Origin of the sequence: Succinispira mobilis DSM 6222 (assembly GCF_000384135.1) — a bacterium.
GTDB classification, from domain to species: Bacteria; Bacillota; Negativicutes; order Acidaminococcales; family Succinispiraceae; genus Succinispira; species Succinispira mobilis.
On sequence record NZ_KB913028.1, the window covers coordinates 160,417 to 173,483 of the forward strand.

A 13,067-nucleotide genomic window follows, 5' to 3' on the forward strand; every position below is an offset into this window, starting at 1 on the left:
CCCCTATAGTTCTTTACCTTCAACATTTCTCACATATGAGGTTATTGTTATTCCCCCTCCAATGCCTGCACCGTCTATTGAAGCTGTACTGCCTTCAGTAAGTATTACATTGCCATTTCCAGCGAAACTAATACTTAAATCCGCACTCATCATATTTCCTGAAAAATTCACCCCTACACCTGTCATTGTATTTATCTGCTCATGCCTATTTTCTACATTGGGTTGCTCTTCCATATTTTTCAATGATTTTTTTATAACCATCGTACCATCACCATATGAAAAACCAAACTCCTTAATCGCTTTTGAAATTTTAGAAAACTCAATTGCGCTAACTCCTTTACTATAGGAGAGTTTAACTTCTTGAAACGTATCCCCATCGGAATTTATTGATAAGGTTATGGCTACACCACATCCAGCTATATTACCACTCGTACTTACATAATAAAGTTTGTCTTTGGGCAGACCTTTGTAATTATAATTATTTAATGCCTGTTGCAAAAATTGCGGTGCAATAACTTTCTGATCAACTACTATTTTGCCACCATCTGCGCTAAGATATACTTTGCTACCATTGATATCTACGCCTACAAGTTGCGGAATATAAACATCTCTACCATTAACTGATACTGGCTCCTCATTTTTATGTTCTGCAAACCAAGCAGCCTCTTGAGCTGCATCTATTTCTCTATTCTTATAATAAACTGCTAATGCATTGCCTCTATTAGCTACCGCTTGGCAATCCTCTAGGAGTTTTTCATACTGATCCAGGGTTAGATAATTATTCTTCGTGCCACTAGCTGCGGTACTTGCTCCTGTTTGGGCATTACCACCTACTACTTTGGCGGCGGTTGCACCAATTATCGCACTTGCCCATTGGTGTAAATCTGGCTTGTTTTTAAAGGTTTTGCTTAATTTGTCTTGGACAGCTTCATTTAAGCCTGCACCTACTGCGCCAGCAAAACCATTGCCCCCACCTAAGTCTGCCATCACCCCACCAACAATGCTGTGTAGGGCAATTTTATTGCTGCCACCTTCCGACCATGCCGCAACTTGGGCTTGAAGTTCTTTTATTTTTTTATCATCTTGTGGCTTCTTATCTTGCGCAATTGCTAAAGCAACTTGGGCTTTCTTTAATTCTTTTACCGAAAGTTTGTGTACTTGTTCATAGGCTAGTTCACCAAACATCTTGGCTAATTCTTGCCGTTCTTGGATAGTTTTTTTGTCGAAAATTTTCCCTAGTTGATTTAAGCTTCCTTTTGTATCGCGACTTAAATTACTTAAATCTTGGTTAGGATTATCTCGAACTTCTATTGTCCCTGGGGCAATTGCTGCTTTAGTAGTAGATTGGGCTTTACCTTCTGCCCCAATTCCAATTGCTGGCGTTATCCCTTTTTCGTTATATTTGGCATCACCACTGGTATTAACATTTATGCCCATACTGCTAGCCTGATATTCCGCTTTATTGTCAATATCGCTATAACTTAGCGTGCCTGTTGACAATTTGTTTTTCTCAGCTGTAGCTTCACTGGCAATTACTGCACCTTTTAGATCAGTATTCTTGCCAACTTGGATATCAAACCCTGCTTGTCCAGCATAAATACCTGCTTGTTCGGTTACACTTTGATAGTCTGAGTTGATTTTTCCTTGGTTAACCCCACCTGTGATCGCGCCTTTGCCTAAGTTACCCGTAGGTTTTACTTTAGCGCTTAGCCCTATTGAAGCCCCTTGATTTTCTTCTTTATAGCTTTCTTTGGTTTGTAGACTAGCTATCTCTAAGTTCCCACCGACTTGGGCTTGTACTTGCTCTGCTGTGGCTTGAGAGGCAATTACTTGTAGGTCTTTGCCACTTTCTAGTGCTAATCTGTCGGTTGCAGTTATTTGACTTGCGGTATAGCTCGTACCATTTTCTTTGATTTTGCCTTGTTGTTTGGCTGCGGCTAAATTTACGCCACTAATACCGCCCACACCTACTTCTACCCCAATACTTGCCGAACTACTTTGGCTGTTACTGCTACTTTTGCTTGTTCCTAAACTAATATTTAGCTTTAAATCCCGACCTGTTGTATCTGCGGTTTTTAAATCTTGTAGCTTATCTACCGCTTTATAGGCATAGAGTGCTTGCAAGCGTTTATCTTGGACTTGCGTTGCTCGCTCTAGCGGTTGCGCTACTTCTTGTACTTTACTTACTAAGCCTCCACCTAGGCCAATACTTAGGCCACTTTGTTTGCTTTCTTGCTGTTCTTTACTGCTATATTCTGCCTGCGCATCGGTAATATTTACTTGGCTACCACTAATTTTTAGGTCTTTGCCTGCTTTTATATTACTAGCTTGCACTGTTACTGCCGCTTGGCTTTCAATGTCTACGGTTCCTTGGACACTACCAACTACACTTCCTAAATTGGTCGTTTCTCCCTGTTGGTAGGCATTTTTATTACTTTGTTTCCCTAGCGTGATGTTTAGTCCACTCGTAAATAGGCCGGATTTTTTCTCTTGCGTATGGCTACTACTTACCAGTTTTTCTTGTCCAGCCTCAATTACTATACCTTTATCTGCTTTTAATTGTACATCTTGCTCCCCAACTACATTACTCGCCTGAATTTGAATGGTCTCTTGGGCTTGTAGTTGAACTGTTCCGCCTGACAAAGTACTAGCACTTAAACTTTGTTGGCTACTAGTTTGCTGTACGTCTTTGCTAGATTTAGAAAACATTCCCGCTTTGCGACTGCTTTCTTGACTACTACTGCTAGTGCTATTTTGACCAGCTTTTATTTTTATCTGCTCCGTTGCTTGGACTTTCAGCTCTTGTTCAGCCGTTATTTGGCCTTGTTCAACCGCAACATTTTGTCCTGTTATGCTGATATTTTTTCCTGCTAAATTGCTGGCAATACTTTCGCTGGCTTGTAAACTTTGATTAGTGCGTGTCGTTATTTTACTACCGCCACCGCTTTTACCTGTATTTAAGTGATTTTCTTGTACTTGTACTTGTGTTTTGCCAGCTTGAATAGTCACGTTTTTTTCTGCTTGCAATGTTAGTTGTTCAGAACTGCCGACATTACTCGCACGAATTTCTAAATTCTCGCCCGCTTTTATTTTTAAATTGCCAGCTGCCACTACCTGACTGCCTATTTCTTGACTAGTATAGTCTTGGCGTTTATTATTTGCATCCCATTCCAGATTATGCCCTTCGGCTACAGTCACTGTGCTAATTTTTACTTGGCCTTGGGCGGTTAAATCTGCACTACCTGCACTTTGCACATTACTAGCTTTTAAGTTCAAATCACGTCCTGCTTTAAGCAAATTTGAACTAATCTAAGTCGCCAAACAATAATTTGTTTTATCTGCAAATTAACACTGTATTACATAATCATCTACGCCAAATTTCTAAAAAAACCAATATTGCAACTAAAACAATGTTTTTTCACCTATTTCCCTTTACTAGCCCCCACAGTTAAAACCTGCCCTCTCTAATGCTTAAGACAAATACAAAAAAATTATATATACACATATTGCTAAAAATAAAGTCAATGTAAAATATGCTTTTTTTAAAGACGATGATAACCTTTTGTACTCTTCTATTAGATCTTTACTGGACTTATCATCTTGCATTTTTAGATACACTAACTTTCTTCTACCATAAATGGTTAGCGTTGCCCCAAAAATTAACATTGCTATATGATACAACTCAAATTCAATATAATTAAAATAAGATAGTGCAAATGCTATGATGCTAATTATTAGCATCAGCATGCCTAAAATAAAATTCCACATATATTTTTTTTCATGATAATATTTTTTGTCTAAATTATCAAAAAACACCTTGAAAAATTCATGAAAAACTACAATAAATGACCAAATTATTAACCACCTCTTCGGTATTACTTGTATCAGCACCAAAAATAGCATTACCAGTGTTCCAAAACCAATTAAATATCGTAGCACTATTTATCACCATTCCTTCTATCAAAATCCTTTATAATTTCACGAAATTTTTTGCCTGTTGCATCACCTAACATTCCGCATCCAATATTAATACCTACTCTTGTTCCATATATAATGACCATCGCAGTTCCAACTGTATTTTCTATTTTCAATGCATTAGAAAATACTTCCCCTGCTCCATATCCTGCTACATCAGATATCACGGCAATACCAAAATCTTTTCCGCTATGTTTCTTGGAATCTTCATTTATAACAATCATCAAATTTAATCTCCCAACAGGACCATCTATACCAGTAGCTTTTGATAAAACACTATCTGGTATTGTCGTCGCTGTATTTATAATAAGGGATTCTTTATCAATAAGATCTCCAAGTTTCATATTCTCCTTATATTCATAGGTAATTGTTCCATCAGGTTGCGTGACAATTATTGTATTTTTATCTAGTCTGGCCTCAGCCAATGCATCTATATAGTACCTGTTACTCTCTGTCAAAATTTCATAATCAGATGCACCGTTTTGAGCTAAAATTTCCTCATCCAAGTTATTATTCTTCGTGCCACTAGCTGCGGTACTTGCTCCTGTTTGGGCATTACCACCTACTACTTTGGCGGCGGTTGCACCAATTATCGCACTTGCCCATTGATGTAAATCTGGCTTGTTTTTAAAGGTTTTGCTTAATTTGTCTTGGACAGCTTCATTTAAGCCTGCACCTACTGCGCCAGCAAAACCATTGCCCCCACCCAAGTCTGCCATCACCCCACCAACAATGCTATGTAGGGCTATTTTATTGCTGCCACCTTCCGACCATGCCGCAACTTGGGCTTGAAGTTCTTTTATTCTTTTATCATCTTGTGGCTTCTTATCTTGCGCAACCGCTAAAGCAAATTTCGCTTTCGTTAATTCTTTTACCGAAAGTTTATGTACTTGTTCATAGGCTAGTTCACCAAACATCTTGGCTAATTCTTGCCGTTCTTGGATAGTTTTTTTGTCGAAAATTTTCCCTAGTTGATTTAAGCTTCCTTTTGTATCGCGACTTAAATTACTTAAATCTTGGTTAGGGTTATCTCGAACTTCTATTGTCCCTGGGGCAATTGCTGCTTTAGTAGTAGATTGGGCTTTACCTTCTGCCCCAATTCCAATTGCTGGCGTTATCCCTTTTTCGTTATATTTGGCATCACCACTGGTATTAACATTTATGCCCATACTGCTAGCCTGATATTCCGCTTTATTGTCAATATCGCTATAACTTAACGTGCCTGTCGACAGTTTATTTTTCTCCGCTGTAGCTTCACTGGCAATTACCGCGCCTTTTAGATCAGTATTCTTGCCAACTTGAATATCAAACCCTACTTGGCCAGCATAAATACCTGCTTGTTCGGTTACACTTTGATAGTCTGAGTTGATTTTTCCTTGGTTAACCCCACCTGTGATCGCGCCTTTGCCTAAGTTGCCCGTAGGTTTTACTTTAGCGCTTAGCCCTATTGAAGCCCCTTGATTTTCTTCTTTATAGCTTTCTTTGGTTTGTAGACTAGCTATCTCTAAGTTACCACCGACTTTAGCTTGTACTTGCTCTGCTGTGGCTTGAGAGCCAATTACTTGTAGGTCTTTGCCACTTTCTAGTGCTAATTTGTCGGTTGCAGTTATTTGACTTGCGGTATAGCTCGTACCATTTTCTTTGATTTTGCCTTGTTGTTTGACTGCAGCTAGATTTACGCCACTAATGCCGCCCACACCTACTTCTACCCCAATACTTGCCGAACTACTTTGGCTGTTACTGCTACTAGTATTGCTATTGGTGCCTGCTAGGATTTGGATATTTTCTTGGGCTTTTAAGCTAATATTTTTACCGCTTAACTCTGAGCCTTGAACTGTTAGATCACCTGCTGTCGCGGTAATTTCTAGATTTTCTTGGCTTTGAAGGCTACTGCCTTGGCTTACTTGGCTATAGCTTTCGCTGTTACTGCTACTTTTGCTTGTTCCTAAACTAATATTTAGCTTTAAATCCCGACCTGTTGTATCTGCGGTTTTTAAATCTTGTAGCTTATCTACCGCTTTATAGGCATAGAGTGCTTGCAAGCGTTTATCTTGGACTTGCGTTGCGCGCTCTAGCGGTTGCGCTACTTCTTGTACTTTACTTACTAAGCCTCCACCTAGACCGATACTTAGGCCACTTTGTTTGCTTTCTTGTTGTTCTTTACTGCTATATTCTGCCTGGGCATCGGTAATATTTACTTGGCTACCGCTAATTTTTAGGTCTTTGCCTGCTTTTATATTACTAGCTTGCACTGTTACTGCCGCTTGGCTTTCAATGTCTACTGTTCCTTGGACACTACCAACTACACTTCCTAAATTGGTCGTTTCTCCCTGTTGGTAGGCATTTTTATTACTTTGTTTCCCTAGCGTGATGTTTAGTCCACTCGTAAATAGGCCGGATTTTTTCTCTTGCGTATGGCTACTACTTACCAGTTTTTCTTGTCCAGCCTCAATTACTATGCCTTTATCTGCTTTTAATTGTACATCTTGCTCCCCAACTACATTACTCGCCTGAATTTGAATGGTCTCTTGGGCTTGTAGTTGAACTGTTCCGCCTGACAAAGTACTAGCACTTAAACTTTGTTGGCTACTAGTTTGTTGTACGTCTTTGCTAGATTTAGAAAACATTCCTGCTTTGCGACTGCTTTCTTGACTACTACTGCTAGTGCTATTTTGACCAGCTTTTATTTTTATCTGCTCCGTTGCTTGGACTTTCAGCTCTTGTTCAGCCGTTATTTGGCCTTGTTCAACCGCAACATTTTGTCCTGTTATGCTGATATTTTTTCCTGCTAAATTGCTGGCAATACTTTCGCTGGCTTGTAAACTTTGATTAGTGCGTGTCGTTATTTTACTACCGCCACCGCTTTTACCTGTATTTAAGTGATTTTCTTGTACTTGTACTTGTGTTTTGCCAGCTTGAATAGTCACGTTTTTTTCTGCTTGCAATGTTAGTTGTTCAGAACTGCCGACGTTACTCGCACGAATTTCTAAATTCTCGCCCGCTTTTATTTTTAAATTGCCGGCTGCCACTACCTGACTGCCTATTTCTTGACTAGTATAGTCTTGGCGTTTATTATTTGCATCCCATTCCAGATTATGTCCTTCGGCTACAGTTACTGTGCTAATTTTTACTTGGCCTTGGGCGGTTAAATCTGCACTACCTGCACTTTGCACATTACTAGCTTTTAAGTTCAAATCACGTCCTGCTTTAATTTGCAGCTTGCCGTTATTTGCCGCTACTTCTACGCTACTTACACTAGCAATATTGCGTACTTGACCTTGGGCATTGCGTTGCTCATTTACCGTACTTTCTAAATTTACATCGCCTCCCGCCTCAAGTGTAATTTGTTGCGTTGCTAAGATTTTGCCCCCACGATTATTAAAATCTTCTACCGCTTTAATTGCGATTTCCGAGCCTTGTATTTTGCCACCGTTATTATTAATATTAGTGGCCGCCAACTGCAACTTGTCTTTAGCGACAATTGTTCCTTGGTTTAAAATTTCATTAACTACTTTAAAATCTATTTCTTGAGCGCCAATTACAGCATTGCCTTGCGCCCCTTTGCTACTATCAGCTTGCAAGTATACCTGTGGTACTAAGGCTTTCACTATTTTGCCATCTGGCAAGAGCACTTCTTTTTCTACTAACCACACAATATCTTGTTTTAAGTTTTGTAATTGCGTTGCCGTCAGTGCTACGCCTAGTTGTGCACCGCTACTTTGCCCAAATTTCACAGCATTTTCCATTAGTCCTTGGTATTGTGCTTGGGCATCTTGGTAAGTCCCTAGATATTTTTGCCCAGTTATCGCCATAACTTGTTCATTTACTAATTTTTGCTCATAAAACCCATCCCCTAATTTTTTGTGCGTTACGTCAGGGTCATATTTTAGTTGCTCTTGAAAATAGTCGGAAGATAACCAAGTTTTATAATTAAATAACCGGCGCAACTGCTCCTTCGGCGTAGTTATTTATTTCCCCGCCCGCTAAAGCAATTTCGTCGGCATATATTTTACCCGTATTTTTATCCACTTCGACTTGGGATTGTTCTGCTAACACTGTACTTGAAAAAATTGGCTGTAGTACTAAATTTGCTACTAAGCCCCAAAGGGTTAACTTGGTCTGCCAGTTTTTTGAGTTGCTTTTTAAAAACATGCCGAGCTCCTTAGTTTCAGTATTTGGTTTTTATGGACAATTTCCACAATATCAAGGGGTATAGATATACATTTTTTTGTTTTCCGCACACGGCTCCTTTTAATTTCTATCAGTTACGCAATAAATGCATATATTTTACTATGTTCGTTATTTTTTGTAAACATTATGCAAAATTTCGCGACTTTAGTCCTGGTTTTTGTAGGTTTTAAGTCCTATTTTGTAGGACTATTTTTAATTTTTCTTTAATAATTTAACGCTTTAACTAATTAAAATGCAGTATTCCGCTTGTCACTAATGTATTTCTGATACATACAAACAAAAAAACAACTGATGACTTTTTGTCTATCAGTTGTTTTTTATATTTATTTAAAACCAGAGGAGATTTTACCTGCTAAAGCTAAGTTGTTCAATTGTTGTACTTAGTTGTTAGGGCATTCCTCACGGTGCATCCCATGTCCTCCAGGACCTTTGTGCATTCCTTCTGGGCCATGGCCTTTATGTTGATTGCCTTTAGGGCCTGCTTGCATAGTTGCCATACGCTCTAACATTTTATCAGCTTGCTCTTGAGTCATACTTTTATTAGCTACCATATTTTTAATATGTTCTTTATTTAGAGCAAACATTTTATCACGAAATTCTTGGTGTTGCGCTCGATCTTGCTCGGACATTGCCCCCGCCATTCTGTTTTGGAAATTGCCAGACTGCATTGCTTTAAAACGCTCTTGCATTAAAGTTATTTTAGCATCTGCTTCTGCTTGAGTCATTTTACCTGCGGCAACTTGACTTTGCAAAAACTCTTGGTGTAAATTGATTTTTCTTTGATGGTAGTTTTGCATTTCTGCTTTACCCTCTTGACTTAAATCTGCATAGTTGCAATGTACCCCATCCCGAAAGCCTTTACCGAGTTTTTCAGCTGCAAAAGCTGGTGAAGTTGCCATTACGGCTCCCCCTAATACCACTGCTCCTAAAGTTAACCCTGCCAAAATCTTTTTCATATTCATAATTCAACACTCCTTATTTTTTATTTTTATTATGTTTTAGCTATTTAAGCTCTATCTGCTTAACTTGTGTTTATTATAGCAAAAGATTTTGTCAAACCAAGGTCCATTTTGTGACTTAATTGTGAACTGTTAATTATCTTTGATTTTAATTTTAAAATTTTTCCAGTAAAATAGTTGACAAGTTTTTTAAAATATAATATAATAAACAAGTAATCTTTTTGGGGGCGTAGCTCAGCTGGGAGAGCACCTGCCTTGCAAGCAGGGGGTCAGCGGTTCGATCCCGCTCGTCTCCACCAAATTTGATAGTAAAACACACTAGTATTAACTAGTGTGTTTTTTGTTTTACCCAAATTTTTCAGTTTAAATTTTTTAATTTTTTTATATTTTTTTGCTTAATACTGTATATTTTCTTGTTAATCCTAGTGTTTTGCGATAAAATTTAACATATGAGATAAAACGTAAGCAGAAACGTTATGAGCCAGCACTTTATTTGTAAAGCGAGGTGAACGTCTGCTATTTGTCCTGCAAAGCGAGTACTAGTTGTCATTCGCTTGCAAATAGCAAACAATACTATGGCTAAACATCAAGAAGGAATTGTAATCGAGCTCCAAGAGTATACCGCCTCTGTTAAAACTAGTCGTCACAATGATTGTGATAACTGTGGTGCCTGTCCAGGGAATAATGCCGCAGTTATTCAAGCTTTAAATCCCATTAACGCACAAATCGGGCAACTAGTGTTAGTGGCAATTCCGCAAAAAAACTTATTGCTCGCCGCCTTTGTTGTCTATTTGCTACCAATAATTTTAACCACCAGCGGTATTATTTTTTTTGTAAGTATTTCCCGCTATTTACATATTTCTTTTTCCGCCTTTGAGCAAACACTCGTAGGGGGGATATTTTTTGCCCTTTCACTCTTTATCATTTTAACGTATGAAAAATATACGCGTGGCAAGCAAGCCCAATTACCAATTATTACGGCTATTCTCCGCTAAAAATTTATTAACTGAGGTGACCTATGTTTAAAAAATTTTTTCAAGGTATTCATCCGCCTACCAATAAGCACTTTACAGCTGGCAAACCTATTAAAGATTTGCCTTTGCCAGAAAAACTGTATATCTCTACCCATCAAAACATTGGTGCCGCCAGTCAACCTGTAGTCGCTGTAGGCGAGAAGGTTCGCAAAGGACAAGTAATTGCGCAAGCTGATGCTTTTGTAAGTGCTCCCATTCATGCGCCGACATCTGGAGAAATTGTGGATTTAATTAGTAAAAGTTACTCGCCTTGTGGCGAATGTGAATATATTGTTTTGCAACCCGATTTTCAAGATAATTGGCTAACTGGTTTAAATCAACCCCAAGCTTGGGAAAGTTTTAGTAGCGATGAACTAAAAGCACGAATCCAAGCGCACGGCTTAGTAGGTATGGGCGGTGCGGCTTTTCCTACACATGTCAAACTTCAACCCCCTAGTAGTAAGCAATTAGAAATTTTAGTAGTTAATGGGGCTGAATGTGAACCTTATTTGACGGCCGATCATCGTACAATGCTCGAGTCCGCGACCGAACTATTTACTGGTATTGCTATTATTTTAAAAATTTTATCCTTAAAACAAGCCTATATCGGCATTGAAAGTAACAAAGCTGATGCTATTGCCCTTTTACGTCAACTAAATCCTCCCGAAAATATCCAAATCGTGGAGTTACCTTGCCAATATCCGCAAGGTGCTGAAAAAATGCTCATTAAAACTATTTTACAGCGTGAAATCCCTAGCGGCGGCTTGCCCATGGATGTTGGTGTCATTGTGCAAAATGTCAGCACTTTAGTTGCAGTGGCGCGAGCGGTTTGCCAAAACATTCCACTTATTGAGCGTACCGTTACTATTGCGGGCGATTGTATTGCCGAACCGCAGAATGTGCGCGCTCGAATAGGCACCACGCTCCAATTTGCGATTGAAGCCTGCGGGGGCTTTACCCAACAGCCCGCGAAAATTCTCTTGGGTGGCCCGATGATGGGCATTGCCCAAAATAGTTTAAGCGTGCCGATTATTAAAAGCACTTGCGGTATTTTGGCGCTGAGTCCTAAACTAGCAGAAATTCCTGCTGAGCATGCTTGTATTCGTTGTGGTAGTTGCGTAACTGCCTGTCCTATGCAACTGCTCCCCAATATGCTTAGCATTCTAGGCGAACGCCGCTTATTTAATGTTGCTAAAGAAGAATATCATCTGTTAGATTGCATTGAGTGTGGCTGTTGCACCTTTGTCTGTCCAGCCAAACGCAATATTGTCCAATATATCCGCTTATTAAAATTGTTAAATGCTCAGAATAATAAATAAGGAGGCCTCTTGATGAAGAACGCAACTACTGATTATCCGCTTTTGACTGTGTCCTCTTCACCACATATTCGCAATCAAGAAACTATTGCGCGGATTATGTGGTCAGTTGTTTTTGCTTTATTACCAGCTACGCTCTTTAGCATTTATTTATTTGGCTTACCAGCCCTAAAAACAATTGCTTGGTGTATTGGCGCTTGTGTCGGCAGCGAATTTCTTATTCAAAAATGGCAAAATAAATGCCCCAGCATAACCGATGGTAGTGCGGTTATTACGGGTTTACTTTTGGCTATGAATTTACCCGCCAATTTACCTTGGTATATGTGTATCAGTGGCGCAGTTGTCGCGATCGGCCTCGCCAAACATACGATGGGTGGCTTAGGCTATAATATTTTTAATCCCGCACTAATTGGCCGCGCTTTTTTAATGGCCTCTTGGCCTTTAGCCATGACCACTTGGCCTAAAGTTGATTTTTACCAACAGCTAGATAGTCTCGCCTATGCTACTAATAAAGTTGATGCCCTCACCGCTGCTACGCCTTTAGGCATTTTAAAAGGCCAAGGTTATGAGGCGTTGGTACAAAGTTTTGGCAGTAGCCAAGATTTATATACTGCCTTATTTTTAGGTCTACGCGGTGGTTGTTTGGGTGAAACATCCTGTTTATTGTTGCTCTTAGGCGGCATTTTCTTAATTTATCGCGGCTATATCAATTGGCAAGTACCTGTAACCATGATTGCCACTGTTGGCGTGTTAAGCTGGATTTTTGGCGGCTCGACTTTATTTAGCGGCGATCCTCTTTTGCATATGCTCTCTGGCGGTCTGTTCTTAGGCGCTTTTTTCATGGCTACCGATATGGTTACTATTCCGATTACTAAAAAAGGTCAGTTCGTTTTTGCGCTCGGCGCGGGTATTATCGCCACACTAATTCGCCTTAAAGGCGGTTATCCCGAAGGTGTAAGTTATTCAATTTTACTTATGAATGCAGTGACACCTTTAATTGACAAGTTAATCAAGCCCACACCATTTGGGCATCGGAGGTAATTATGTCAGCAAATAATAGTATTTTTAAAATCGGCACTAATTTGGCCCTCGCTTGTATTTTATCTGGCGCAATTATTGCGGCTACTTATGCCGTTACAGCTCCTATCGCAGCTCAAGAAGCTGTCAAAATGAAAGAAGCGGCCTTGCAAGAACTAGTACCGCAAGCTAATAAATTTAAGCCGATTCCCGAAAAAGCTGGTTGGTATTTAGCGCAAAAAGATGGACAGTTATTAGCTGTAATTGCGCCCGCGCACGGCCAAGGTTATGGCGGCGAAATCAAAATGTTAGTGGCAATTTCCCCCACTTTTCAGGCTCTAGATTATCGGATTCTTAAACACAATGAAACGCCAGGTCTGGGCGATAAAGCAACTAAACCAGTTTTTCGCGAACAATTCGCGGGCAAAACGCTCGAGGAGCTAGTCGTAGTCAAAACACCTAGCAAAAATAATATTCAAGCGCTCACGGGAGCTACCATTACCTCTCGCGCCGTAACTAACTCTTTTAAAACCGCTTTGCAGGAAGCTAAAGAATATTTTGCCCAACATCCCGAACAAATATCTAAAAAATAACGG

At 39.6% G+C, this 13,067-nt stretch carries 9 protein-coding genes and 1 tRNA gene; 5 read left to right on the forward strand and 5 right to left on the reverse strand.

Annotated features, from left to right (window positions below; all coding sequences use genetic code 11):
- Positions 1-3: 3 nt before the first annotated feature.
- From SUCMO_RS0100790 to SUCMO_RS0100810, 5 genes are all read right to left on the reverse strand, one after another.
- A complete protein-coding gene (locus SUCMO_RS0100790; RefSeq protein WP_019878474.1) occupies positions 4-3,276 on the reverse strand; it encodes a hemagglutinin repeat-containing protein in 3,273 nt (1,090 codons plus the stop codon).
- 195 nt (positions 3,277-3,471) lie between these two features.
- Entirely contained in the window at positions 3,472-3,939 is a 468-nt protein-coding gene (locus SUCMO_RS0100795) for a hypothetical protein (protein ID WP_019878475.1), read from the reverse strand.
- Complete coding sequence (locus SUCMO_RS0100800) at positions 3,939-7,922, reverse strand: hemagglutinin repeat-containing protein (RefSeq protein ID WP_019878476.1); 3,984 nt, start codon at positions 7,920-7,922, stop codon at positions 3,939-3,941. Before SUCMO_RS0100800 ends, SUCMO_RS0100795 begins: the two co-directional genes overlap by 1 nt.
- Positions 7,906-8,127 carry a hypothetical protein gene (locus tag SUCMO_RS0100805; RefSeq protein ID WP_019878477.1) on the reverse strand — a complete coding sequence of 74 codons (222 nt, stop codon included), beginning with the start codon at positions 8,125-8,127 and terminating at the stop codon, positions 7,906-7,908. The genes SUCMO_RS0100800 and SUCMO_RS0100805 overlap by 17 nt, the downstream gene beginning before the upstream one ends.
- A 419-nt stretch (positions 8,128-8,546) precedes the next feature.
- Positions 8,547-9,128 carry a hypothetical protein gene (locus SUCMO_RS0100810; RefSeq protein ID WP_019878478.1) on the reverse strand — a complete coding sequence of 194 codons (582 nt, stop codon included), beginning with the start codon at positions 9,126-9,128 and terminating at the stop codon, positions 8,547-8,549.
- Between the two features lie 220 nt (positions 9,129-9,348).
- Between SUCMO_RS0100810 and SUCMO_RS0100815 the strand changes: the two genes are divergently transcribed.
- The 5 genes from SUCMO_RS0100815 (at position 9,349) to SUCMO_RS10065 (ending at position 13,064) form a co-directional block, all read left to right on the forward strand.
- Positions 9,349-9,424: transfer RNA gene (locus tag SUCMO_RS0100815), tRNA-Ala, on the forward strand.
- A gap of 276 nt (positions 9,425-9,700) precedes the next feature.
- The gene (locus SUCMO_RS0100820) at positions 9,701-10,120 is read left to right on the forward strand and encodes a SoxR reducing system RseC family protein (protein ID WP_019878479.1); all 420 of its coding nucleotides are present in this window, start codon (positions 9,701-9,703) and stop codon (positions 10,118-10,120) included.
- A 23-nt stretch (positions 10,121-10,143) separates the two neighbouring features.
- Positions 10,144-11,457: an electron transport complex subunit RsxC gene (rsxC, locus tag SUCMO_RS0100825; RefSeq protein WP_019878480.1), complete on the forward strand. Its 1,314-nt coding sequence runs from the start codon at positions 10,144-10,146 to the stop codon at positions 11,455-11,457.
- 12 nt (positions 11,458-11,469) lie between these two features.
- The gene (locus SUCMO_RS0100830; RefSeq protein WP_019878481.1) at positions 11,470-12,495 is read left to right on the forward strand and encodes an RnfABCDGE type electron transport complex subunit D; all 1,026 of its coding nucleotides are present in this window, start codon (positions 11,470-11,472) and stop codon (positions 12,493-12,495) included.
- A 2-nt stretch (positions 12,496-12,497) separates the two neighbouring features.
- Positions 12,498-13,064 (forward strand): RnfABCDGE type electron transport complex subunit G, encoded by a 567-nt coding sequence (locus tag SUCMO_RS10065; protein WP_019878482.1) that lies wholly within the window; start codon positions 12,498-12,500, stop codon positions 13,062-13,064.
- Positions 13,065-13,067: the final 3 nt, after the last annotated feature.